We start from the raw sequence: 24388 nt of genomic DNA, 5'->3' as shown, positions 1-24388 counted from the left end.
ACCTTTAGACGCCTCACCCGACCAGTTCGAACGTCTCGACTGCGGTGATGTCGTCGGCCGCGTGGCCGACCTGCACCTCGAACTCGCCGGGTTCTGCGGCGTACTCTTCGTCGGCCGTCCAGAACCCGAGGTCGGCCGTCGTCAACTCGAAAGAGACGGTCGCCGATTCGCCGGCGTCGAGGTCGACGTTCTCGAAGCGGACCAACTCCCTGACCGGCCGTGCGCGACTCCCGACCACGTCTCTGACGTACACCTGAACGACTTCGGTCCCGGTCCGGTCGCCGGCGTTCTCGACGGTCACGTCGACGGCGAGTCGCTCTTCGGCCGTAATCGTCGCTGCATCGAGGGTCACGTCGGTGTACGCGAACGTGGTGTAGCTCTCGCCGTGGCCGAAAGCGTACAGCGGTTCGTTCGGGACGTCGAGATACCGTGACGTGTACTTCTCACTGGGATTTTCCGGCGGCTTCGTCAGGTCCGCGCCGGCGTCCTCGGCCGGTCGCCCGGTTCGCAGACGGTTGTAGTAGACGGGTATCTGCCCTTCGGTGACGGGGAACGTCATCGGTAGCCGACCCGAGGGATTGTGTTCGCCGAGGAGTACGTCGGCGATAGCGGGACCGGCTTCGACGCCGGGGAACCAGGCTTCGAGAATCGCGGGGACGTGCTCGGCCTCCCAGTCTATCGCTAACGGCCGCCCGTTGAACAGGACGGCGGCCACGGGCGTCCCCGTCTCGACGAGCGCTTCGAGCAGTGCGCGCTGGTCGCCGGGCAAGTCGAGGTGAGCGCGACTCGCCGCCTCGCCGCTCTGGCCGTAGCGCTCGCCGACAGCGACGACGGCGACGTCTGCGGACGTGACCGCCCGGACCGCCGCCTCCAGTTGCTCGTCGCTGACCGAGCCGTCCCGGTCGCAACCTTCGGCGTACGTCAGGTTCTCGACGCGGTCCGTGAGCGTCGTCCTGAGCGTCGTCACGTCCGCCGGGTCGCCGACGGCGTGCCAGGCACCCAGCATATCCGTTGCACTGTCCGCGAGTCCGCCGACGAGTGCGACGTCTCCGCCGTCGTCCAGCGGCAACAGGTCGTCGTCGTTCTTCAACAGGACTTGGGACTCGCGGGCGACCTCTCGAGCGGCCTCGCGGTGGTCGTCGGCGAGGATTCGCCGGGAGCGACGCTCCTCGTCGAAGTACCGGTAGGGGTCCTCGAACAGTCCCATGGCACCTTTGACGGTCAGCAGGCGTCGGACGGCCCGGTCGACGAGCGACTCCTCGACGACGCCGTCCTCGACCAACCCGACCAGTTCGGTCGCGTAGGAACCGCTGACCATGTCGACGTCGGAACCGGCCTCGATACACGCTCGCGCCGCGTCGCGTAGGTCCCCGGCGACGCCGTGCTCGACGAGTTCGCCGAACGAGTCCCAGTCGGATACGACGAGCCCCTCGAAGCCGAGTTCGCCGCGCAGGAGGTCCGTGACGAGCGTCTCGTTACTGCTGGCCGGGATGCGTTCGTAGAGGTTGAAGCCGTTCATCACGCTGCCGACGCCCGCCTCCAGACAGGCCTCGAACGGCGGGAGGTGAATCTCACGGAGAGCCGTCTCGGAGAGGTCGACCGTGTTGTACTCGCGACCGGCCTCGACGGCGCCGTAGCCGACGAAGTGCTTCGCGCACGCGAGAATGGTGTCGTCCGCGGTGAGGTCATCCCCCTGGAACCCCCGAATGCGCGCCTTCGAGAACTCTCCGGCGAGGTACGGGTCCTCGCCCGCCGCCTCCATGACACGGCCCCAGCGCGGGTCGCGGCTGACGTCGGCCGACGGCGCGAACGTCCACTGGACCCCGCTGGCGGCGGCCTCGGTCGCCGCGACGTGCGCCGATCGCTCTGCCATCTCCGGGTTCCACGAGGCCGCCTCGCCGAGCGGAATCGGGAAGATCGTCCGGTGCCCGTGGATGACGTCCAGCGCCAGCGCCAGCGGGACCCCGTGGTCCGACTCCTCGACCGCGAGTTTCTGGAACCGGCGCGCCTCTTCGAGGTCAGCAACGTTGAGAACCGAGCCGATATCGCCGTCCAGGATCCCCCGCTCGACGTCCATGTCGTCGACGGCAGTTCCAGTCGCGAAGTCGGCGTTCAGCTGATTCAGTTGCCCCACCTTCTGTTCGAGCGTTAGCTCGGAGAGCAGCGTCTCGACTCGCGTTTCGACCTCGGCTCGCCGCTCGGGCGGGACCTGGTCGAGCAACGACCGCGTCTGCGCTTCCATGTGCGATAGGTATTCTACGCCTTCATAAACCACCGGCTCCGCCGAAACTCCGACGCGCGATCGGTCCCAGACACTGACACGAGTGGACTGCTCTGACGGCTTCACTATCGCTTCGGATGCCGGTTCCCGGCCGTGTCTGACTGAAGGAACTTCCCCACTCGAGAGGCCGAGAGCGGCGACGGCCATCGTCGCCGACGAACGGCGTGAAACGTGTGTTGGTTTCGACGCGTCACGGGAACCAGAGATGCGACTCCGGTGGTCTCCGCCGCGGAGCTTTCGATTCGAACGTTTGTCTCCAGACATAACCGAACTTTCGAAAGGGAAACCCGGTTGAATAGCGGGCCCGTATCTAGTACCATGAGTCAGCGCAAGAGCCGCATCGACGTGCAAGGGATGAGTTGTGCGAACTGTTCGCAGACGGTGTCCGGCGCCGTCGAGGAACTCGACGGGGTGACCGAGGCGAACGTGAACTTCGCCACCGACGAGGGGACCGTCGAGTACGACCCCGACGTCGTCTCGCTGGGGGACATCTACGCGGCCGTCGAAGAGGCCGGCTACGACCCCGTGGCGGAGACGACGACAGTGGCCATCACCGACATGTCCTGTGCGAACTGCTCGGAGACGGTGCAGGGAGCGCTCGAACGGACGCCGGGCGTCGTCTCCGCGGACGTGAACTTCGCCACCGACGAGGCGCAGGTGACGTACAACCCCGCGGAGGCGACGCTGTCGGACCTCTACGACGCCATCGAGGAGTCCGGCTACTCGCCCGTCCGCGAGGACGGCGACGACGGAGAGTCTTCAGAAGACAAACGCGACGCCGCCCGACAGGCCGAAATCCGAAAACAGCTCCGGCTGACGCTGTTCGGCGCGGCGCTCTCCGCGCCGCTCCTGTTTTTCCTCGTCGAGAAACTGCTCCTCGGCGGGGACGTGCTCCCGGACGAGGTGTTCGGCGTCGCGTTCGGTTGGGTGGAGTTCGCTCTGGCGACGCCCGTTCAGATCGTCCTCGGGCGGCCGTTCTACCGCAACTCGTACAAGGCGCTCGTGAAGAACCGCACGGCGAACATGGACGTACTCATCGCGCTGGGTTCCTCCACCGCGTACGTCTACTCCGCCGTCGTCCTGCTGGGACTGCTGGCGAGCGAGGGGCTGTACTTCGACACCGCCGCGCTCATCCTCGTGTTCATCACGCTCGGTAACTACCTCGAAGCCCGCTCGAAGGGGCAGGCGGGAGAGGCCCTCCGGGCGCTGCTGGAGATGGAGGCGGACACGGCGACGGTCGTCGACGACGACGGCACCGAACGCGACGTCCCCGTTGAGGACGTGGCGGTCGGCGACCGCATGAAGGTCCGACCCGGCGAGCAGATTCCGACCGACGGCGTCGTCGTCGACGGACAGAGCGCCGTCGACGAGTCGATGGTCACCGGCGAGTCTGTCCCCGTCGAGAAGGGCGAGGGCGACGAAGTCGTCGGCTCGACCATCAACGAGAACGGCGTGCTCGTCGTGGAGGCGACGAAGGTGGGGAAGGACACCGCCCTCCAACAGATCGTGCAGACGGTCAAGGAGGCGCAGTCGCGTCAGCCCGAGATTCAGAACCTCGCGGACCGCATCTCGGCGTATTTCGTCCCCGCGGTCATCTTGAACGCCCTGTTCTGGGGCGCCGTCTGGTACGTCTTCCCGCAGGCGCTCGCCGGATTCGTCGGGTCGCTCCCGCTGTGGGGACTCGTCGGCGGCGGCCCCGCGGCGCTGTCGGCGTTCGAGTTCGCCGTCGTCGTGTTCGCCTCGTCCGTCCTCATCGCGTGCCCCTGTGCGCTCGGACTGGCGACGCCCGCGGCGACGATGGTCGGCACTACCATCGGCGCGCAGAACGGCGTGCTGTTCAAGGGCGGCGACGTGCTCGAACGCGCGAAGGACGTGGATACGGTCGTCTTCGACAAGACGGGTACCCTCACGAAGGGCAAGATGAGCCTCACCGACGTGGTGGCGTTCGGCGACGACGCGTCCGCACTCGCCGACGGCGGCGAGCGAACCGATGGTTCGCGAGCCTCGTCGGACGCGAGGTCCGACGGCGGCGCGGTGGCGACGCACGAACGCGCGGCGACCGACGAGGACGAACTGCTCCGACTCGCGGCCGCCGCGGAGTCCGGCAGCGAACACCCCCTCGCTCGCGCCATCGTCGACGGCGCCGAGGAGCGAGGCATCGACGTGCCGGACGCCACCGGATTCGAGAACGTCCCCGGTCACGGCGTCCGCGCCACCGTCGAGGGCGACGAGGTGCTCGTCGGTAACCGGAAGTTGCTCCGCGATAACGACATCGACCCCTCGCCTGCGACCGAGACGATGGAGCGACTGGAAACAGAGGGGAAGACGGCGATGCTCGTCGGGCGCAAGCGCGGTTCGGAGCGGAGCGAGAACCGCGGTGCGGGCGGCGGAACGTCGCGAGCGGGCGAACTGCTCGGCGTCGTCGCCGACGCGGACACGGTAAAAGAGAGCGCGAAAGAGGCCGTCGCGGCCCTTCGCGAACGCGGCACCGAGGTGATGATGCTCACCGGCGACAACGAGCGCACGGCCCGCGCCGTCGCCGAGTCCGTCGGCATCGACCCCGAGAACGTCCGCGCCGAAGTGCTGCCCGCGGACAAATCCGACGCCGTCGAGGCGATTCAGCGCGACGGCAGCAGGGCGATGATGGTCGGCGACGGCGTCAACGACGCGCCCGCCCTCGCCGTCGCCTACGTCGGGTGCGCCATCGGAAGCGGAACCGACGTGGCCATCGAGGCGGCCGACGTGACGCTGATGCGCGACGACCCCCTCGACGTCGTCAAGGCCGTCCGCGTCTCCGAGGGGACGCTTCAGAAAATAAAGCAGAACCTCTTCTGGGCGCTCGGTTACAACGCGGCGATGATTCCGCTGGCCTCGCTCGGACTGCTCCAGCCCGTCCTCGCGGCCGGCGCGATGGCGATCTCCTCGGTGTCGGTGCTCACGAACAGTCTGCTGTTCCGCCAGTACACGCCCGACCACGACTACGAACTGCTCGGGTTCCTCCGGCGGTAGACTTTCCGCTTCCGCCCCGAGCGAATCCGTACAATCGCGGCTCGTTTTGAGACGGTTCACGCGCATATAGCGGCGTCAGATTCGTACGCCGGCGTTCTTCCGCAGTGGCAACTGCGCGGGGGGAGCGAACTGGGAACGAACGCTCGCGGACGCCACGTTCTAACCGGGGCAACTCGGCGGAGTGGCCCGCGAACTGGACTTACGACAGTACCCGGTTGGCCGATGAGAGACCGGTTCGAGCGTTCAACTGAAACGGGCACGGCCGACCTGCCAGAAGCCAAAACAGGCTACGAATCGAATCGTGGTCCATGACCGAGTTGGACGAGACGGACGTCGACATTCTGCGGCTCCTCATGGAGGACTCCCGCCGGTCGTTCCGCGGTATCGCAGAGGAGGTCAATCGCTCGCCGCCGACCGTCTCCAACCGCGTCGAACGGCTCCGCGAACTCGGCATCATCCGACGTTTCACCCTCGAACTGGACCGCACGCTGCTCTCGGGCGCCGACGAGACGCTGGTCATCGTCGAGGCGTACCCGAGGGACGCGGAGGAGGTGCTGTCCCGACTGGAGTCCGAGGACGGTGTCGAACACGTGTTCCGGACCGTCGAATCGCGTATTATCGCCAAGACGACGCGCTCCCCGTCGGAGATACAGGCGCTGCTCCGAACGGCTCTGGAGGGACTGGAGGTCAGAGACTATCGGGTCGAGTCGGTGCTCGACTCCTCTTGGCAGCCGCAACTCGAAGCGAGAGATTTCGACGTGAAGTGTTCGGTCTGCGGGAACACCGTCTCCGGCGAGGGCGAGACGGTGGAAGTCGAGTCGGGGGACCTCTACCACGTCTGCTGTGCGTCGTGCGCGGAGAAGATAAGCGCCCAGTACGAGTCGCTCGCCGGGTCGACCGACGAGTGAGTCTGTTTCGACTTCCGCTGTACGACGAACGTCAGTATCGATGCGCTATCTCCGCTTCTCGCCTATTCCTTTCGGTCCGTTTTCCGTTCGAAAGCGAACGCGGCCCGACACCGGCGGTTCGTTCGACCGAATAGCCGCTCGGATGGCGTTGTCACACCCGATTCGGCGGATCTCGTTCAAATGACCCGTGAGCGCCGGGTTCACACAGCGAACAGCGGATTAACAATCGAAGCCACAAGGGAAGAAAAGTAGCCGCCCGATAGTACATGTGCAATGTCCCTTTCAGAGACCGTCTCCGAAATCGACCACCTGAGCGAGGAACAGCGCGAATGTATCGAGAACTGCACGCGGGCCACCGAGGTCTGCGAGTGGTGCGCCGACGAGTGCCTCGGCAGCGAGGAGATGGAGGAGTGCGCCCGTCTCTGCCGCGACGTGGCCGACATCGCGTCGCTGCACGCTCGACTGATGGCCCGCGACTCCGACTACAGCGGCCACCTCGCCGAGGCGTGTGCCGAAGCGTGCGAGGACTGCGCCGACGAGTGTGAGAGCCACGACGCCGACCACTGCCAGCAGTGCGCGGAGGTCCTCCGCGACTGCGCCGAGACGTGCCGTAGCATGGCCTGATTGGCGGCGTACGCGCACTCGATTCGCGTCGATCCCCATTTTTCCGCTCGTCCGAACCGCCCACGTCGGTGCCCGATACGCGACGCTCGCAGCGCTCGGAGCCGCTAGTATATAAACCACCCCAGATATCTGCGGTGCAGACTGGTTGTCGTTCCCCGCATCGTATAGCGTATGAGTCAGTCGACGATGGCCCCGATGGGAGTCCGCCACCGCGAACACAGCGACGAGAACCGTACGGTTTCGGACGCCTCCGAGGTCGAGAGCTTCTTCGACGTGCTCGACGACGGCGACTGCCGCGCCATCCTCCGAGCGACCAGCGAGGAAGCGCTGTCCGCGGGCGAACTCTCCGAGGAATGTGATATCCCCCTGTCGACGACGTACCGGAAACTGGAGTCGCTCACCGAGGCCGGACTCCTCGAAGAGAGCCTCCGCCTCCGCCGGTCCGGCAAGCACACCAGCGAGTACCGCCGCCGCGTCGACGACATCGTGGTGTCGATGGACGCCGCGGGCGACTTCTCGCTCTCGGTCACTCGCCGCGAACGCGCCGAGCGGTCGACCTACTCGTCGGTGGCGGGCGGGCGGTGACTCCCTCGAAGCGTCCGCTCTCGGACGTTCGATTCGACCGCACTCGGACATCCGGGCGGGACAGCCATCGATTCCCGGAGCCAAACCGTCTATATGAGTGAGTGTGAAACAGCAACCATGAGCGAGTTCGTCTTCACCTGTCCGGAGTGCGGTCAGCGAATCGAGATCAACGGACCGATGCGGGAGGCGACGCTGACGCACGGATGCCCCGTCTGCGGAGCGTCGGTCGATTCACAGCACTTCGCTTCTTGTTAACAGGTGTCGGTACTACCGTTCCTTTCTCCGAATCCCATCACAAAAACAGCCGCTCAGAACAGCGTCTGTAGTTAGCGCCGTTGGTAGAGGGAGAGAAGAGTATTAATGAACACTCCTTGAACGGAGAGTACTCCAAAGATGCCGGCCTCAACTTCAACTGATCGATCCAGCCCGGCAGTGTATCTCGCCATAGCGCTCATCTTCGCCGCTGGTGCACTCTCGCTCGCTTGGTTGCAAGTGGAGAACGTGATCAATCCTGCAGCGTCACAGATAGTCAATCTGGGTATTGGTGCCGTCCTCCTCATCGGCATTTTACGAGCGGCGGAGCTGTACGTCGGACGACGAGAGTGAACTCTCCGTCGATTGACGAATCAAGTTATCACGGCGCTGTATCGTTTCCGTTCGAATGTCAAGCCACCGTCGTGTGGCGTGAATCCCTGTCAGGAGAACTCCGAGCAGTTCGCGCTCGCAGGCTCCGTTTCGTAGTGACCGCTCGACGACTGACCGTTCGCTACAGGTGTTCTACAACTCGTTCGGCGCAAGGAAACACCTATATACTCAGAACTTGCCTTTGCTCCGGGTTTCTGACCGCTTTCGTCACTCGACCGCGTTTCGGTCTATCTCCGTTCGTCGTCCGCTCAGTTCGTCCGGGTTGAGCGTGTACAGTTGGATGTTGAGGTCCTTCTTCGACTGTCCCCATATCTCGAACAACGGCCGTTTCGCGTTCCCGTACTGTTCGATGTGTTCGACGGTCAGGTCCGAGGGCGATATCTCTTCGAGGGCGCCGGTGCCGACGACGCTTCGGTACGTCGACGTCGGATTCGACTCGCTCTCTTCGTACACGACGATGCGCGCCTGTGGAGACGACGAGAGGAACTGCCGCTTCTCGCTTTCGGGCGTCGAGACGAGTCGAACGAAGAACGTCCGGGCGTCGGCGTTGTACCCGTAGGAGATGGGGATAGAGTAGGGCTCGTTGGACCGGGCGAGCGAGAGAACGCCCGTCTCGTGACGACCGAGGAACTCGTCGACTTCCGAGTCCGACATCTCGGTTTCCTGGGCGAGTGACATTGCGTACTGGTGCGAGGTGACCACTCGACTTAAAGTATGTCCACCGCGCGGGCGGGGCAATCGACCGATTTCACCGGACGGCGGCGCCGGGTCCCCTACGCGCTCCCTTCGAGCACGTCCTCCAGGATCTTCCGCTGGGCGGTGACGAGGTGTTCGGTGAACGTCGACTGGGTGATGTCGAGTTCGGCGGCTATCTCGGTGGCGTTGGCTCGCTTCGGCCGCTCGAAGTAGCCCATCCGATACGCCGCCTCCAACACCTCGCGCTGTCTGTCGGTGAGTTTCCCCCGATTGACGAACACCCGTTCCTCGGGCGGCCCTTCGAGGGGCGGGTGGAGGAGACGCTGGACGTCCACGTCCTCGAAGCGGTCGCCGAGTTCGCCCATCACCTCCTGTAACTGTCCGAAGTCCGCCGCGTGGAAGACGAGCGTCAGGTCACCGTCGTCGGCGACGTACCGGTGGACCGGGCAGCCGAACTGACCGAGGCACTCACAGGGGCAGGTCACGTCCCCCTCGTGGACGGTCCGGAACACCGTCGCCGTTCCGTAGGAGAAGACGGCGTCCTCGCCGTCGTCGTCCCCCGGGACCAGAAACTCGGTGACGCTCCCCACCGCCCCCGGCAACGCAACGCTCGTGGACGCCTGGTCGATGGCCCCCGTCGCGGACTCGGAGCGCCGAGCGATGGGACAGCCATCCGGGTCGGTGAACTTCACGGTCGCTCGTATTCCGGACGCCATGTATCGTACGCACCGTCCGTCCGGCGCACCTTCATGCTAGCGGTGGCTGTCGTCGGAGGGGCGTTTCGGACCGGCCGCCGCATCGGCTGTGGTGCGACGAAGAGTGACTCCTTCGACGCAGTATCTTCCATGGCCGTGCTGCGTTCGCAGCTCCCGCCGACTTTTGCAGATTAAAGAAGGAATTAAAAAATTTCGGTATATCTAACTAACCTGATACACCGAAGCAGCCGCCAAGCGAGAATCACTTAATGCTATGATAAGGGCGTTTCAAACGTCAGTTGGGTCATCTGACCGATACCCCTCCATCCCTCAAATACGGAAACTGTCTCTTCCACATAACATTTATATAGTGAGTAATTGATAGTTCGGCTGTGAATTCGAATCCTAATTGGTCCTCCACCGCGTTCGTGTTCGCCCTCGTCCTCTGTTCCGTCTCCGCCGGAACGGTTGCGGCGGGCGGTGCGGCCGGCGACGCCGATTCGACCTCCACGGCGACGGCTGTCGCAACAGAGACGGTCCAGGCGAATCGAACCACCGAGACGAAGGCGACACCGGCGTCAACGTCGACCCCTTCACCCGATTCGACGGCGACCGAGACGCCGAACGCGTCGTCGACGCCGACCGAATCCGCGCCGCCCGCCGACACCACGGTGTTCGTCGTCTCCGACCTCGACGCCTCCGATAACCTCCGCGCGGGCGACGGCATCCAGGTGAACGCGACGGTGACGAACCGCGCATCGGCGAACGGCACCGAGACGCTTCGGTACTCTCTCGACGGGACCACCGTTGCCTCCCGGACGGTGACGCTCGGCGCGGGTGAGTCGCGGACGGTCGGGTTCGCCGTCCCGTTCTCCGACGTCGAGTCGGCGCTCGGCGCGACGACTTCGGGCACGTACGTTCACGGCGTCCGGAACGAGTCGGGCGCCGGGGCGGCCGCACGCCTCCGCGTCACGCCCGATATCGACTTCTCGGTCGAACGCTTCGACGCGCCGACCGAAGTTTCTCACAACGAGTCGTACATCGTCCTCGCGACGGTCCGAAACCCCGGCGACGTCACCATCACCCGAGACGTCGTCTACGCCTTCGCCGGCGAACCCGTCGCCGAACGGGCCGTCACCGTCTCCGGCGGCGACGACCGGCAGGTCGCCTTCGAGGTGACGCTCGCCGACGTGGAACGCGCCGTCGGCCCCGTCGGCAACGAGACGACATACGACCACGGCGTCCGCACCGGCGACTCGCGCGCCGGCGGCGCCGTCCGCGTCGTCCGCGGACCCAGCGCGGACGCTTCGGCCCTCGCGGTCGAGTCCTTCGAGGCGCCCGACGACGTGCGCCCCGGCGACGACTACCGCGTCAATCTCACGGTTCGGAACGTCGACAGCGCCGACTTCGAGGGGCAACTCGGCTACCGCGTCGACGGCGCCGTCGTCGCCACCGAGTGGACCCGCGTCCCCATCGGCGAACGACGGACCGTCAGCTTCCGCGTGGCCTACGACGACGTGACCGACGCGGCGGTTCCGCTCTCCTCGCGGCGAGTCGAACACGGGGTGTACGTCGGCAGCGAGGCCGTCGAGACCCGTCCGATGACGGTCCACGTCCCGTCCGAACCCGAGACGACGACGCCGGAGCCCCCGACGTTCACCGCCAGCGAGACCCCGAGCGAACCGACGGCGACGCCCGCCGCGGACACGTCGGACGACGGCGACGCCGACTGTCGGCGCGGCTTCTTCACCGCCTGCGGCGGCGCGGCGCTGGGCGAAACCTCGCTCACGTTGGTCGGCATCTTCCTCTCCGGGCTTGGAATCGTCTTCCAACTCTCGCAGGGGCGACGATGACCCGAGGACTCCCCGCCGCGTGGAGCGCGCTGTTCGGCGCGCCGTTCCTCGCGCTCGGAACCTACGTCTACGAGTTCCAGTCGCAGTACCCGCTGGTGGCGAACCAGCCGACTGCGCCGCCGCTAGCCGGCGTCACGCTGGCGCTGTTCGGTCTGTTCGTCGTCGTGCTCGGCGTCTACGTGCAGTTCGCCAGCACGCCCGACGAACCGACGATGCGGGAGAACGAGTTCGTCGTGGACGACCGCGACCCCGCCCAGCGGAGCGCATTGTTGCAGACGTTCGTCTCGGTTCCGTTCCTCGCGGCCGGACTGGACCTGCTGTACTTCACCGACCACCCGCTGGTGTACCCGACGCTCGCCCTCGCGATGGGACTATATCTGTTCTCGACGGGCATCCACCGCTACTGGCGGAACACGCTCACGACGTACGTGGTCACGAACCGACGGGTGCTGCAGGAGTACCGGTTCGTCGCCCTCTCGCGAACCGAGGTTCCGCTCGAGAAGGTCCGCGCCGTCGAAGAGCGGCAGTCGGTCGTCGACACGCTGTTCGGCCTCGGAAACGTCCACGTCCGGGCGGGGGCGAGCGGAAACCTGAGCGTGACGGTCCGCTCCGTCTACGACTCCGCCGAGTTCGCCGACGAGATACGCGACGAGATAGACCACACCGTCAACGGCGCCGACCGCGACGCCGACCGACTCGACGACGCGTTCGTCGAGGCGACGCCGGTCGACTCGGCGTCCGACGACGACGACCCGGTCCTCGACGTGGACGGCTCCGTCGAACCGCTGTCGTCGACCGATGTCGACTCCGCCCTCGCCGGCGGGTCCACCGACGTACCGCTCTCCGACGCCGAACCGTGGAGCGACGGCGGCACCGTCGAACCGCTCTCGGAGTTCGACGAGGACGCGACGGACGCGTCGTAGCGCTCCCGTTTTCGACCGACGAACGTCCTTCTTCGCCGCTCACGCGACGTTCGACTGCTCCACCCCCGAACGCTTCACCGCTGATGTCGTGGATACTTCCTGGCTCGAACCGGTCGCCCTCGCTCACGGCGACGTTCCACCCGCAGAGGTGCGCGAGCACGCTGTGAACGTTTGTCGAACGGTCTCGAATCGACGATTCCAGAAATCGAGATATCGCTCTGTTCCGCTCTCGCTCCGGATTCGTCGTCTCAGTCGCCCGAAGGCGAGAGTTTGAGGCTGTCGGCCAGTCGGTCGATGACGACGTTCTCGACGATGTCGACGAAGCGTTCGTCGTCGGTTCGGTAGCCGGCGAAGATGCCGAGCGGAATCTCGCCGCCGCCCATCTCGCGGTGGCCGCCGGCGCTCCCGACGTCGTCGAACGCCTCCTTGAGAGCGTTGCCGATGTGGATGCGCGAGTCGGTCGTCCGCGCGCTCAGTTCGATGGCGTCCTCGACGATGCCGAAGACGACGGCCGTCTCGACGCCTTCGAGCGTCGCGAGGTAATCCGCCGCCTGCGGCAGGGCGTCGCGTTCGTCCGTCCGGCCGACGTGCGAGAGCAGGACGGACCCGCGGACGATGCGGTTGTCGATGGAGTCGGAGATGGCGTCTATCGTCGCACCGCTCACCGAGGGCGTCGACAGCGTCCGAAGCAGGTCTCGGTCGGCGTGATTGTGGAGCGCACCCGCGGCGTCGTACTCGGCGGTCGTTGCCCCGCGCAGGAAACCGAGCGTCTCGCGACGGATGGCGAACAGCAGTCCGGTCGCCAGCGTCTCCTCGACGGTCACGTCCAACTCGCGGACGTACTCGGCCAGTATCGTCGCCGTCGCGCCGATGTCCTCCCGGTGGTCGACGAACCGCCCCTCGACGTCGTCGACGCTGTGGTGGTCGATGACGATATCGACGGGCGTCCCCTCGGGGAGTTCGTTGTTCACCCCCGGCAACGAGTGGTCGACGAACGCGAGCAACGAACCGGCGTCGCGTTCGCCCAGCGAGTCGGGCGTGAACAGTTCGAGCTCCATATCCAGGAGGTTGATGAACGCGCGGTTCTGCTGGTGTGAGATGCTCCCGCCGTAGAGGATCTGGCGTTCGTCTATCCCCGCTTCGGCGGCGATACGCCCCAGTGCGAGCGTGCTCGCCAGGCAGTCCGGGTCCGGGTTGTTGTGGCAGACGACGGTGAGTTCCTCGGCGCCGGCGAGCAACTCGAAGAGTTCTCGCGCTTTCGTCATCCTGTGAACGTAGGTGGTCGAGGTACAAGCGTCTATCTGCTTTCGGGGGTGCGATGGTCGATGACGCATCCGCCGGGCCGCGACCGTAGCCCCCGCTCGGGTCGTCGAATCGAAAGGTGAGTCCGGGGGGACTCGAACCGGCGCCGCTTTCGGCCCCGGTGCGGGAACGCGGTGGGATGGGGGGAGAAGCGCCCCCGCACCACAGCTTTCGCGGACCAGTTGATAAATGTATGTTTTTATTACTGTCACAGAATAATTATAGTTCCGGCCGGTGCGCCACCCTCCGATTCTACCGGTCCGACGCGTCCGCGTTCGCTCCGTCGTCTCCCTCCGCACTCTCAGTCCGAGTCGGCGGACGTTTCGGCGACCCGCGGGGACCGGAACAAGTGTCCGAGAAACACCCAGTGAAGCGAGTCACTTCCGTCGGGTAGCGTCTCCTCGTAGACGTGGTAGAGGTACGGTCCGTGGGGGCAGTCGGGGCAGTTCTCGCCGCAGGGTTCCCGTTTGACAACCTCCGTGTACTCCGGCCCCTCTTCGACCGAGAGCACCTCCTCGCCGGGGGCCGCCTCTATCTGTTCGGAGACGGGCCGGTGCCGCGTCCGGATTCGGTCCTGCGCGTAGTGGACGACTTCCCGGAGTTCCTGGAGGCCGAGTTCGTCGATTCGGTCTCGAAGCGACGGGGGGAGGCGGTACTCCGTCCCGTCGGACGCATCGTCGGTCATGCTCTGCTGATGGGTGGTCCACATATTTAAATTTCCCTTGTTTTCTATGGATAACGCAGAATACGGCAAGTTGATTTCTCTACGAGCAACCAAAAGCGATATGACTCTTGATTAAGAAGACACGTTCATGTACGTCATCGTCGTCGGTGCGGGGGACATCGGAACGCCCCTCATCGAAATCGCCACCCGGTCGGGCAACGAGGTGGTCGTCGTCGAATCCTCCCCCGAGAAGGCGGAGTTCGTCGCCGCCGAGTACGACTGTCTCGTCATCAACGACGACGCGACCGTCAAAGAGACGCTCTCGGAGGCGGGCGCCCATCGGGCGGACGCCGTCATCTCCACGACCGACGAAGACGCGACGAACGTGATGATCTGTCTGCTCGGGCAGGAGCTGGAGATTTCGTCCATCGTCTCCGTCGTCCACAACCCCGAACACCGGGCGCTGTTCGAGCGAATCGGGGCGAACACCATAGAGAATCCTTCCAGCCTCATCGCCGAGTACCTCTATCGGGCGGTCAAGCGACCCTCCATTGTGGATTTCATGCGGGTCGGAGAGGAAGCGGAGGTGTTCGAGATACGCGTCGCCGAATCCGCGCCCGTCGCCGGACGGCGACTCGACGACGCCGGCGACGAACTGCTCCCCGAGGACGTCCTCGTCGTCGCCATCGAACGGGAAGGCGAGTCCAACCCCATCACGCCGCGGGGGGCGACGGAGGTTCAGCCGGGCGACCTGTTGACCGTCTACTCCGCGCGCGGCGCGACGCCGGAGGTGACGGACTTGTTCGGCCACTACGAGGACCGCGCGAAGGCGTTCGCGGGCGGCGGCGTCCGCTCCCGTCTTTCCCCTCAGTCGCCGCCGAACGCCTCGATGGTCTCCTCGGGTAGGTCGCCGCGCGCGAACAACGTTACCAGGTCGTCGGCTCGTATCTCGGTGTCGCCGCGCGGCGTGAGTATCTCCTCGTCGCGTTCGACGGAGACGACGAGCACCTCCGGGTCGACGTAGCCGCGTTCGTTCGCCTCGCTGAGCGTCGTCCCGTCCACCTTCGCTCCGGATGCGACGCTCACCTCCACTACCTCGGCGCCGCCGGACAGCGACATGAAGTCGGCGATGGACTGCCGCCCCCGCCGCCCCTCGGGTCCGAACGCGTGGTAGGGCCGGTGCTCCTCGTGCTGTAACAGGTGTTCGTCCTCTATCGTCAATCCCATCTCCGCTACGCTCCGGGTGACTCGCGAGAGCTCTTGGGCGTCCTCGCCCACCGTCGTGACGTGGATGTTGGCGGTCCCGCACATGAGTTGTCGGACGTTGACGACGCCGGGTACGTCGGCTATCTGCTTGGCCAGCCGCTCCCGTTCGTCTATCCCGGCCGTCCCCACGACGAGGTTCGTCAGGCGGCCCTCCGCGCGTTCGTAGTCGACGTGCGCGTGGTAGCCGCGGATGACGCCGTCCGCTTCCAGTTGGTTGATTCGGTTCCGAATCGTCCCGGCGGAGACGTGCGCCTCCTCGGCCACCATGGGCGCGGAGGTGTTCCGAGCGTCCCGCACGAGGTGGTAGAGAATCCGCTTGTCGACGTCGTCCAATCGGTCGACCATACTGTGTACTGGTCGTCCACGGTGATAAACGCCACAGAATTCGGTTCAATCGGCGGACAGTCGATACGGCGATTTTCGAGTGGTCCTCGACGGCGGGAGCTAGCTTCCCGCGCTCTGCGCGATGCTCGCCAACTGCGCCCCGCTGGCCTCTTTCAGCCGCTCGTCGCCGAGTTTCAGACGGAGGCGCGGTCGACCGACGTCGATGGGAACCTTCTCGGTGACGATGAGGCCCTGCTCTTCGAGTTTGCCCTTCTTCCGCGAGAACGTCGCCTTCGAGGCGAGACCGATCTCCTCGGCCCACCGCGAAACGTCGTAAAACAGCTCCCCGTTTCGGGCGGCGACGAGCAGGCTGATGGCGACTTCGTCCGGACCGTCGCTGTCGCCTCGGGCCGTCTGGAGGTTCGAGAGCAGTTCGGTGAAGTCGGTTCTGCACTCCGGACCGAGGCGGTCCGCGATGGTCGTCTCGACCCGACTGAGTCCCGGCGTGCGGAGCGCGTAGTCGTCGCTCTCCTCGAACAGCGCCTCGTACTCTTCGTACACCGCGCCGACGAACTCCTCGTCGTCGGTCCGGAGACCCGCCAGCAGCGAATCCGCGCTCACCACCGTCGTCACGACGGACTCGGACGCCATCAGGTTCGGTTTGTATCCGTCCGTATCGTCGAGGACGCGGAGTTCCAGCGTCTCCGACTCGACGAGGTCGGCCGTCCGACTGGCGACGAGAAAGTCGTTCATCACCTCGCGCAGGACGGCCTTCTCGCCCAGTACGCGGACCGTCGGTGTCAGACCCGCGAGCATGCTGAGCGACTCGACCGCCCGTTCGAGCGTCTCGGCGGTCGGGTTGACGAGATACAGCGACTCCTCCGTCGTCTCGAACGCCCACTCGAAGACTTCGCTCATCTCGTCTGTCAGCAGCTCTGCTGGGTGGTTCATACTTTATTTCAAGCCGGGGCTACATTTAGCTCTGGCGAATTCACGGGCTAAAAAATCTGTACGACCCTCATAATTACCTCTCCGGTCCCGTCTCTCTGTAGTATGTCTGTACCTCTCGCGCTTCGAACCATTCCGTCGCTGACCGCGGTACGCCTTCAACCCGGCGGGGATGCCGCCGGAGTCGTTTACCCCTACCACATCGGCGATGGCACCCAATCGAACCACTGGAACGACCTGCAGGTCGGGGACGCGTTGGCGAAGAACGTCACCACCGACGCGCAGGCGGGCGGCGGCACCATCGATTACGAGACGCTCCTCGAAATCGGCCCCGACGCTATCGCGGTCCGCATCCGGGGTGAGATAACGGACGAGTACTTCCGGGAGAACGTCGTCTCGCACATGGAGGGCCACGACGTGGCGAGTCAACTCCGCGCCGTGAAAGAGGGCCGCGTCGTCTACGGCGGACTGACCTACCAGGGTCCTACCATCCACCTCTTTCAACTTGAACGGGCCGCACAGGGGCTTTACCCCGACGCGTTCGGCGACGAACCGCTGTTCGACCGGGGCGCGTGAACGATATCGTCACCGGCGACTTCTGACCCCCCGTCCCGACCGCCTGACCAGCGAGAACACTCGCGGATTGGTGACCGACCTGTACGACGAGATGCGGCGCGCGGAATCAAGCCCGAACCGGAGGTGTTCAACGACGGCCGTCTCAACGAGGTGCACGGCCTCCTCGAACGCCGCGACTTCGCGGCGCCCGTCTCCGCCACGCCTTATCTTCGGCCCGGGCACGCTCACCCGAGTGATTCCACAGAACTTCTTGGACATCGTCGAAAACCTGACGCCGGGGGATGTTTAGCACGCTCGGCTTCGGTCAACACCAACTCCCTTTCACGACGAGGAGGGTACTTTCGGCGGTCACGTTCGCGTCGCATTTGATGACAACGTCTACTTCAGACGCGGCGAGTTAGCCGAGGCGAACGCTCAGTTGGTGGTCGCTTGATTTCTCGTCTCATCAAACGGAATTATCCAACTGATATGTTTGATACCAAATGGTTTTGCTAGCTTTGATGTATTTTACGTATTTGATCATACCATTTCCTTTGCAGTCTTTTCTGTCCCTTTCGGCTCTCCTGCTCCGTCGTCGCTGCCTGGGGGACTCTCTCTGGACGTGCCGTCGCCCAGAGGGATGCACACGGCCTCACCCGACAAACTGGAGGACGACGAAGATGGTCCCGACCGAGGCGACGGTGGTGGCGAAGACGTTGGCGGAGGCGAGATCCGCGTCGCCGCCGAGTTCCGTGGCGTAGATGAACGTGGAGATGGCCGTCGGCATGGCGAGCATGAGGACGCCGGCGCGGGTAGTCGAGAGGTCCGCCGAGAGCACCGAGAAGGCGAGGAGCGCCGTCGCGGGCATGAGCAGCATCTTCAGGGCGACGACCGACCCTACCGTCGGGAGGTCGACGGCGCCCGTGTCGAGCGATAGCGACGCTCCCACGGCCAGCAACGCGGCCGGAAGCGCGAGTTGCGACAGCGCGCCGAGGCCGTTCGAGACGACACCCGGAACGGAGACGTTCAGCGCGGAGCAGAGAAAGCCGAGGACCAGGGCGCCGATGACCGGGTTCGCGAGGAACTCTCGAAGTTCTTCGGTGAGGTCTGCCTCCGCCTCGTTGACGAGGGCGAGAACCGCGACGGTCGCCGGTATCTGCGTCAGACCGCCGACGCCGAGGATGACGCTCGCCTTCGCGGTGGCGACGCCGCCGAACGCCGCCGCGGTTATCGGCAGGCCGAGGAAGCCGAAGTTGCAGTGGTACGACTGGACGACGGCGACGCTCCGGGTCGCGGGGGAGGACGTCCGGCGGTGGACGACCCACCCGAACGCGCCGACGACGAGGAGCACCAGCCAGAACCCGGCGATCAGACGCGGTTCGAGCACGTCCCCGAGCGACTGGGTGGACGTGGAGGTGAAGACCAGCGCCGGGAGCGCGAGGTAGAAGGCGAACCGCGTGAGTACGTCCGCCCGCGACTCGGTCAGGAGTCCGAGGCGTCGCCCGCCGATACCCGCGAGCAGGAGGACGAGAAGGTAGAGTAGGTTCGAGACGACGTCCATGCGCCCACGTCGGCCGGCGGACGGTTTGGTCTTACGTTCCGCGGCAACCGCGACGCGACTTCGACCGGCGTCTCAGCCGCTCTCGGCGTCTATCTTGACCATCGACCGTGATGGTAGCCGAAAAAAGCGCCCGAATAGCAAAGACGGAAAAACTCGTTTGGAGAGACGAGCTGTGAAAACCGATACGGGAGGAGAGCGGCGGGTCTTCGCCGACCGCGTCTCAGTGGGCGTCCCGAAGCACGGCGGCCACCTCGTCCGCCGTCGGGTCGAGTCCGTCCGGGGCGTTGGCGAGAAAGGAGTCGTTCACGATATCCTCCGCCACCGCGTCGAACTCAGAGGGGTCCGGGCCGTCCACGTCGCGCAGACCCGACGGGAGCGATAGCGCGTCCCGAACCCGTTCGACGGCGTCGACCACCGCGGCGGCGGGGTCTGCCGCTCGCCCGACGCCCAGCGACTCCGCCAGCAGTTCGCGGCGGCCGTCGACTTTCTCGAACAGGTAGCGCAGGACGTGCGGGACCACGACGGCGTGCGCGGCGCCCTGTTGCACGTCGTACGTGCGCGTGAGGCCGTGCCCGAACGCGTGGATGATAGAGAGCGTCACGCCGTCGGGACGGGAGACGCCGTACTGGACGAGCATCGTCCCCTCGACGACCGGGGCCAGCGTCTCCGGGTCCGGGTCGCTCTCGCCGAGTCGGCGCAGGCCGGGTTCGAGCAGTCCGAGTCCGCGCGACGCCGTCGCGTCGGTCACGGGAGTCGCATTCGAGGCGTACAGCGTCTCGATACCCTTGTCGAAGCCGTTCATCGCCGACGCCGCGAGAACGTTCTTCGGCGTCGTCGCGAACAGTTCGGGGTCGTAAACGACGGCTCTGGGGGTCAGCTTCGGGTCCGCGACGCCGCCGCTCGCGGGTTCGTCGACCGGCCCCGTCTCGGGCGAGGCGGTCACGCCCGCGACGTTCGACATCTCCGCGCCGGCCAGCGTCGTCGGCACCGCAACCACGGGTAGGAGGTCGCCCGACGGGACGGTGACGGTTCCTGACTCGACGAGTTCTTCGCCCACCTCCTCGGGCGGTCGCTCCACCGCCGAGAGGAGGCTGACCATCTTCGCCACGTCGAGACTGCTTCCGCCGCCGAGGCCGACGACGGCGTCGGCGTCGCGTTCCCGCGCGGCCGCCAGTCCGTCGTAGGCGGTTCCGAGTCGCTTCTCCGGCGTCGTCTCCGCGAACACGCCCGCCAGTCGGTCGCCCAGACCCTCCGTCACGGGGTCCATCACCGCGGGCGTCTCCCCCACCGTCGACCCGCAGACGACGAGGGCGCGTTCGAGACCCTGTTCCTCCAACTCGGCCGCGAGGTCGGCGGCCGCGCCGCGCCGCGAGCGAATGACGGGCGCGTCGAACTCGAACCGGTAGCCGTCGCTCATCTCTCCGTTCCTCTCGTCCGGTAGTCCCGCTTTGCGGGCGGTCCGGCGGTCGCTCCGGACTCGACCCGACTCCGCGGCCGGTCACGCGTTCGCGGCGGTGTCGTCGTCACGACCGTCGGTTCGGACCGCAAACGGGTATGGTTTTCCGGACGCCGACGACCCCCGGTAACACGATGTGACCTCCCTCCGCGTCGTCGGGTCGCGCGGCGCTCTCTCGACTGAACGAGGGCGACCGGTTTCGTCTCCGAACGAGTCCCACTCGCCACCCGATATTCGTCGTTTCGCCGGGGGCAGCCGCTCTTCGACTCGTCTCTCTGTAGAACTACCCGCTCTGACTCCGGATACGAAGGAAACGACGATAGGCACTCCCGACCGTTTCCGGGTCGCGTCCCTCCGAGAACGGATGTTACAGTCCGTCTCTCCCCGTACTCGGAGCGCGGGCGTCGACCCCGCTGACGGAGCTGTTCGACCGGGGGTCCTGCGCGAGCACACCTCGTTTCGAACGTTCAGAGCGCTGGTTCGCGCGCCAGTTCGGCCTGTGACCGGTCGGTGCGGTTCGACCGGTCCGATTACGACGACGGCTCCGCCTCGGCGTAGAAGTTGAACGCCTCCAGCACCGGGCGGTCGGTCATCCCGAGCAGAACGGCTTCGTCGTCGGGCTCGTGGTGGTGCGTCGCGTCCGGCGGCACCACGAAGATGTCCCACTGGCCCCACTCCAGGGCCTCGCTGTCGACGTGCGTCGCCCCCTCGCCCTCGATGACGAAGTACACCTCCGTCGCGTTGTGGAAGTGGGGGTCGGTCGTCTCCTGTAGCAACTGCGCGCGGAACGACATCGTCGGGAACAGCGGCTCCTTCCCCGTCGCGGGGTTGACGTACGCGAGGCTGTAGCCGTCGTTCCGGTCCGGGTCGTCGTTGTCCGCTCGTTGCCGCAGCGTCTCCTCCATCTCGTCCCATCCGAAGCGGTACGGCGGCGTGGCTTCGCACTTGCCCTCGAACGGCCCCGGAATCTCCCCGTCCGACTTCTCGTCGGCGGGGCGGCCGCGGCCGTACTGGGAGTCCCAGTAGCCCTGCGTCTTCGTCACCGGTTGGCGTTCGAGTTCGTGGTTCTCGAACACCTGCTGTTTGTTCATCGAATCGAGGAACAGGGGGAGGTCGAGCACGTCCAACCACGCGGCCGTCTCGTCGGAGTCGTTGACGTGGTCGTGCCACTCCCACTGCGGCGTCGTGATGAGGTCGTTGTTCTCCATCGGGAACTCCTCGCCGGCGACCACCGTCTTCATGTCCTCGTTGCCGTCGATGGTGAAGCGGAGCGCGTTCGCCGAGTGCCGGTGGGCGGGAGCCGTCTCGCCCGGCGACACCGTCTGGACGCCGACGTAGATGGTGTTGGAGATGGCGTTGCCGAGGCTCCTGTTGATGGGGACGGCGACGCGTCGCTGGAAGCCCGGCGGCAACTCGGCGATGGGCACGTCCGCCTCGATGCCGTCGATGGCCTCCTGAATCTCCGCCCAATGCCAGATGCCCGGTTCGGGGTCGTCGATGACGTTCCCGAAGTCGTCCTCGACCTCCCACAGCGGTCGGAGGCCGTGCTGTTCGAGGATACCTCGGGTGTCGGAACTCAGTTCGAGGAGTTCCTCCGGCTCCTTCTGTGCCATGTTCTATCGTTACGTCAGGGCAGATATAAGTGTGGTGGATGTGGACACCCGACGGTCGGTCACGCCTCGGTCGGCGCCCGGGCCTGCGCGTCGAATATCTCCTCGGAGGCGAAGACGGACCGGCAGTCCTCACAGACCATCTGCCGCTGGATGGCGTACTCCCACAGTTTCCCGTCGCAGTTCGGGCAGTCGAAGTGCGCCCGCGCGAACGGACTCTCCTCGGCGTACGGGTTCTCGAACTCGGCCATAGCAGTAGGATTGCGATGGCACCCTCAAAAGCGTGTTGTCCGTCGTCCGAGTCGGGTCTCAGGGCTTTCCCGCGAAGTCGACGAAGGAGGACAGCTTTTCGCCCGCGTCCTCGGTCACGTTCGACCCGTGGAACAGGAGTCCGACGTCGAAGTCGTACGCCGCGAGGCGTTCGAGGTTCTCCTCGGCCGACGCGAGGTCCTCGGTGAACACCGCCGGCGGCAGCACGAAGTACCCCTCCGTGATGCCGCGGACGTCGGAGCCGAACACCGCGTCGCCGAGGACGGCGAGCGACCGCGACTCGTCGACGAGGGCGTGGTGGTCGGAGGTGTGACCGGGGACGTGAACCGCCGTGAACGGTCCGATTTCCGATCCGTCCCCGTACCGTTCGTCCGGTCGGAACTCCTCACAGCGCGTCTGCTGTGGGACCCACGTCTCCGCGTCGTATCGCTCCGCCAACGACGCGAATCCGCCCATGTGGTCGGCGTCGCCGTGCGTGAGGACGAGACGCTCCGGTTCCGTGCCGACCTCCTCGACCCGTTCGGCGACGGTGCCGGTGGTGTCCTCGAACCCCGCGTCCACGAGCGTCGGCGTCTCCCGGTCGAAGAGGAAGACCCGATAGCGGCCGCCGTTCCGTTCGGCGACGGTCAGGTCGTACGCGCCGTCCGCGACTTCGGTGATCATGTCGGACGAACGTCTCGCGAGCGCCAAAGGAGTTGTGACGGATGACCAATCGTTATATCGCTCGGTCGAAAACCGACGGGCGAATGGCAGACATCTCCGCCCTCGCTGCCCGCCTCCGTACGGCCGACGCCTCGTGGCTCTCGGTCCCCGCGGGCGTCGGCCTCGCCGGTCTCGTCGCCGCGTACGCGCCGATTCCCTCGGACACGGCCGCGATGCTCGCCATCACCGCGTTCTGCGTCTGCCTCTGGGTCGGGACGCCCGTCCCGCCGTGGCTCACCGGACTGGTGGGAATCGGTCTCGTCGGCGCGCGGTTCTCGACGGAACTCGCCCTCGTCGGGTTCGGGTCGGCGGCGACGTGGCTCGTCGTCCTCGGCATCCTCATCGGCGAGGCGACCCGTCACAGCGGACTCTCGACCCTCGTGGAACGGCGCGTCTTCGGACGGATGCCCGCGCACGCCCGGTCTGACCCGACGACCGCGTACCGCTATCTGCTCGGGGCGTTCTCGGTCGTCGCGTTGGCGTTCGTCGTGTTGGTCCCCTCGGCGCTCGTTCGGGTTCTCATCCTCGGACCGATTCTGGTGTCCGCGGGCGAGTGTTTCTCCGAGCGACGGCCCCGGGTCGGACTGTTCTTGGGGCCCCTGTTCGTGACGTTCTACGGCGCCGCCGGCGTCCTCACGGGGTCGCTCGGGAACATCATCGTCGCGGGCATCGTCGACTCGACGACCGGCGTCTCTCTCGGGTGGGTCGAGTGGCTGACGTGGCTCGCGCCCGTGATGTCGCTCGCCCGGTCGGCCGTCGTCGTCGCCGTCGCGTACGTCCTCTACCGCCCCCGCGACTCCGGGACAGTGACCGTCGGAGCGAGTCTCGCGGACGTGGACGCGGCGGATACGGTTGCGGGCGCGGTCGACGGCGACGAAGAGGCCGTCAACGCGGGCAATGCGCGGCGGATGGTCGCCTTCCTCTCCGTCGGCGTCGCCATCTGGGCGACCGACGCGATACACGGACTCCACCCCGTCTACGGCGCCCTCGTGGTCGTCGTCCTCGTCTTTCTCCCCCGGGTCGGCGTCGTCGACGTCGACGCCGTTGCCGACGCCGACTTCTCCGTCGTGTTCTTCTTGGGGGCCGTCTTCGCCATCGCGGAGGGACTCCAGCGGACCGACTTCACCGTCTTCGCCGCCGACCGCATCCTCTCGGTGGTCCCCGGCGGCGCGTCGCTCCCCGTCGTCCTCGCGGCCGTCGCCGTCGCGACGCTGGCGCTCATGTTCGTGATGGAGGGAATGGCGGTCGCAAGCGTTCTCACGCCGGTCTTCATCTCGTTCGCGGAGGGAGCGGGCGTCCCGATTCTCCCGGTCGCCATGATCGAGAGCGTCGTCCTCCTGTCGTACTTCTTCCCCTACCAGTCGGCCGTCCTCGTCGCCATCATCGGACTCGGGGCGGTGGAAACCCGCGAACTGGTCCGGACGGCCACCATCTGTTCGCTCCTCACGCTGTTCGTGCTGCTCCCGATCCAGATTCTCGTCTTCGCGTTCTTCTTCTGACCGGCGGCGAAC

General features: G+C 66.0%; 22 protein-coding genes and 3 pseudogenes. 12 read left to right on the top strand and 13 right to left on the bottom strand.

Annotated features, from left to right (window positions below; genetic code table 11):
• Window positions 1–13: 13 nt before the first annotated feature.
• Window positions 14–2242: a beta-glucosidase BglX gene (gene bglX / locus C474_RS15765; RefSeq protein ID WP_008388568.1), complete on the bottom strand. Its 2229-nt coding sequence runs from the start codon at window positions 2240–2242 to the stop codon at window positions 14–16.
• Window positions 2243–2599: 357 nt separating this feature from the next.
• Between bglX and C474_RS15760 the strand changes: the two genes are divergently transcribed.
• From C474_RS15760 to C474_RS22410, 6 genes are all read left to right on the top strand, one after another.
• Window positions 2600–5290 carry a heavy metal translocating P-type ATPase gene (locus tag C474_RS15760; protein WP_008388567.1) on the top strand — a complete coding sequence of 897 codons (2691 nt, stop codon included), beginning with the start codon at window positions 2600–2602 and terminating at the stop codon, window positions 5288–5290.
• A 308-nt stretch (window positions 5291–5598) separates the two neighbouring features.
• Window positions 5599–6198 (top strand): winged helix-turn-helix transcriptional regulator, encoded by a 600-nt coding sequence (locus tag C474_RS15755; protein ID WP_008388565.1) that lies wholly within the window; start codon window positions 5599–5601, stop codon window positions 6196–6198.
• Window positions 6199–6471: 273 nt separating this feature from the next.
• Entirely contained in the window at window positions 6472–6822 is a 351-nt protein-coding gene (locus tag C474_RS15750; RefSeq protein WP_008388564.1) for a four-helix bundle copper-binding protein, read from the top strand.
• A 171-nt stretch (window positions 6823–6993) separates the two neighbouring features.
• On the top strand, window positions 6994–7407 hold the full coding sequence (locus C474_RS15745; RefSeq protein ID WP_008388562.1) for a winged helix-turn-helix domain-containing protein: 414 nt from the start codon (window positions 6994–6996) through the stop codon (window positions 7405–7407).
• A gap of 117 nt (window positions 7408–7524) precedes the next feature.
• The gene (locus C474_RS21745) at window positions 7525–7662 is read left to right on the top strand and encodes a DUF7560 family zinc ribbon protein (RefSeq protein WP_083862077.1); all 138 of its coding nucleotides are present in this window, start codon (window positions 7525–7527) and stop codon (window positions 7660–7662) included.
• Window positions 7663–7839: 177 nt separating this feature from the next.
• Window positions 7840–8013, top strand: coding sequence for a hypothetical protein (locus tag C474_RS22410; RefSeq protein ID WP_160166846.1), 174 nt, complete (start codon window positions 7840–7842; stop codon window positions 8011–8013).
• A 246-nt stretch (window positions 8014–8259) separates the two neighbouring features.
• Here C474_RS22410 and C474_RS15740 read toward each other — a convergent pair whose 3' ends face one another.
• Both C474_RS15740 and C474_RS15735 read right to left on the bottom strand, forming a co-directional pair.
• A complete protein-coding gene (locus C474_RS15740) occupies window positions 8260–8730 on the bottom strand; it encodes a pyridoxamine 5'-phosphate oxidase family protein (protein WP_008388558.1) in 471 nt (156 codons plus the stop codon).
• Between the two features lie 95 nt (window positions 8731–8825).
• Window positions 8826–9464, bottom strand: coding sequence for a DNA-binding protein (locus C474_RS15735; RefSeq protein WP_008388557.1), 639 nt, complete (start codon window positions 9462–9464; stop codon window positions 8826–8828).
• Window positions 9465–9835: 371 nt separating this feature from the next.
• Between C474_RS15735 and C474_RS15730 the strand changes: the two genes are divergently transcribed.
• Both C474_RS15730 and C474_RS15725 read left to right on the top strand, forming a co-directional pair.
• Window positions 9836–11296 carry a PH domain-containing protein gene (locus C474_RS15730; protein WP_152421690.1) on the top strand — a complete coding sequence of 487 codons (1461 nt, stop codon included), beginning with the start codon at window positions 9836–9838 and terminating at the stop codon, window positions 11294–11296.
• The gene (locus C474_RS15725; protein ID WP_008388552.1) at window positions 11293–12219 is read left to right on the top strand and encodes a PH domain-containing protein; all 927 of its coding nucleotides are present in this window, start codon (window positions 11293–11295) and stop codon (window positions 12217–12219) included. Before C474_RS15730 ends, C474_RS15725 begins: the two co-directional genes overlap by 4 nt.
• A gap of 248 nt (window positions 12220–12467) precedes the next feature.
• On the opposite strand, the gene C474_RS15720 is transcribed toward C474_RS15725, so the two are convergent.
• Together C474_RS15720 and C474_RS15715 are read right to left on the bottom strand one after the other, a co-directional pair.
• Complete coding sequence (locus tag C474_RS15720) at window positions 12468–13484, bottom strand: DHH family phosphoesterase (protein WP_008388550.1); 1017 nt, start codon at window positions 13482–13484, stop codon at window positions 12468–12470.
• A 338-nt stretch (window positions 13485–13822) separates the two neighbouring features.
• The gene (locus C474_RS15715; protein ID WP_008388548.1) at window positions 13823–14206 is read right to left on the bottom strand and encodes a hypothetical protein; all 384 of its coding nucleotides are present in this window, start codon (window positions 14204–14206) and stop codon (window positions 13823–13825) included.
• A 127-nt stretch (window positions 14207–14333) separates the two neighbouring features.
• Here C474_RS15715 and C474_RS21740 point away from each other — a divergent pair.
• A pseudogene (locus C474_RS21740) lies at window positions 14334–15005 on the top strand (potassium channel family protein); the annotation flags it as partial.
• A gap of 47 nt (window positions 15006–15052) precedes the next feature.
• Here C474_RS21740 and C474_RS15705 read toward each other — a convergent pair.
• Both C474_RS15705 and tbsP read right to left on the bottom strand, forming a co-directional pair.
• Window positions 15053–15796 carry a TrkA C-terminal domain-containing protein gene (locus C474_RS15705; protein ID WP_008388544.1) on the bottom strand — a complete coding sequence of 248 codons (744 nt, stop codon included), beginning with the start codon at window positions 15794–15796 and terminating at the stop codon, window positions 15053–15055.
• Window positions 15797–15895: 99 nt separating this feature from the next.
• Complete coding sequence (gene tbsP, locus C474_RS15700; RefSeq protein WP_008388542.1) at window positions 15896–16726, bottom strand: transcriptional regulator TbsP; 831 nt, start codon at window positions 16724–16726, stop codon at window positions 15896–15898.
• Between the two features lie 160 nt (window positions 16727–16886).
• Here tbsP and C474_RS15695 point away from each other — a divergent pair.
• Window positions 16887–17325: pseudogene (locus tag C474_RS15695) on the top strand (ABC transporter substrate-binding protein); the annotation flags it as partial.
• Here the strand turns inward: C474_RS15695 and C474_RS22940 are convergent.
• Window positions 17309–17557 carry a hypothetical protein gene (locus C474_RS22940; protein ID WP_049917087.1) on the bottom strand — a complete coding sequence of 83 codons (249 nt, stop codon included), beginning with the start codon at window positions 17555–17557 and terminating at the stop codon, window positions 17309–17311. The pseudogene C474_RS15695 and the gene C474_RS22940 overlap by 17 nt on opposite strands.
• 91 nt (window positions 17558–17648) lie before the next feature.
• On the opposite strand from C474_RS22940, the pseudogene C474_RS23615 reads away from it, so the two are divergent.
• Window positions 17649–17732, top strand: a pseudogene (locus C474_RS23615) (3-keto-5-aminohexanoate cleavage protein); the annotation flags it as partial.
• Window positions 17733–17930: 198 nt separating this feature from the next.
• Here the strand turns inward: C474_RS23615 and C474_RS15685 are convergent.
• The 5 genes from C474_RS15685 to C474_RS15665 form a co-directional block, all read right to left on the bottom strand.
• Window positions 17931–18839, bottom strand: a complete 909-nt coding sequence (locus tag C474_RS15685) for an AEC family transporter (RefSeq protein ID WP_008388538.1) — start codon at window positions 18837–18839, stop codon at window positions 17931–17933.
• A 220-nt stretch (window positions 18840–19059) separates the two neighbouring features.
• Window positions 19060–20256, bottom strand: a complete 1197-nt coding sequence (locus tag C474_RS15680; protein WP_008388535.1) for an iron-containing alcohol dehydrogenase family protein — start codon at window positions 20254–20256, stop codon at window positions 19060–19062.
• A 569-nt stretch (window positions 20257–20825) separates the two neighbouring features.
• Window positions 20826–21908, bottom strand: coding sequence for a cupin domain-containing protein (locus C474_RS15675; RefSeq protein ID WP_008388533.1), 1083 nt, complete (start codon window positions 21906–21908; stop codon window positions 20826–20828).
• A gap of 59 nt (window positions 21909–21967) precedes the next feature.
• Window positions 21968–22156, bottom strand: coding sequence for a hypothetical protein (locus C474_RS15670; protein ID WP_008388530.1), 189 nt, complete (start codon window positions 22154–22156; stop codon window positions 21968–21970).
• A gap of 58 nt (window positions 22157–22214) precedes the next feature.
• Entirely contained in the window at window positions 22215–22838 is a 624-nt protein-coding gene (locus tag C474_RS15665) for an MBL fold metallo-hydrolase (protein ID WP_008388527.1), read from the bottom strand.
• A gap of 83 nt (window positions 22839–22921) precedes the next feature.
• On the opposite strand from C474_RS15665, the gene C474_RS15660 reads away from it, so the two are divergent.
• Complete coding sequence (locus C474_RS15660) at window positions 22922–24376, top strand: SLC13 family permease (protein ID WP_008388526.1); 1455 nt, start codon at window positions 22922–22924, stop codon at window positions 24374–24376.
• Window positions 24377–24388 lie beyond the last annotated feature (12 nt).

The organism is Halogeometricum pallidum JCM 14848, assembly GCF_000337095.1.
Taxonomy (GTDB): domain Archaea; phylum Halobacteriota; class Halobacteria; order Halobacteriales; family Haloferacaceae; genus Halogeometricum; species Halogeometricum pallidum.
The sequence above is the reverse complement of the archived record's forward strand: the minus strand, read 5'-3'. Positions and strand labels throughout refer to the sequence as shown.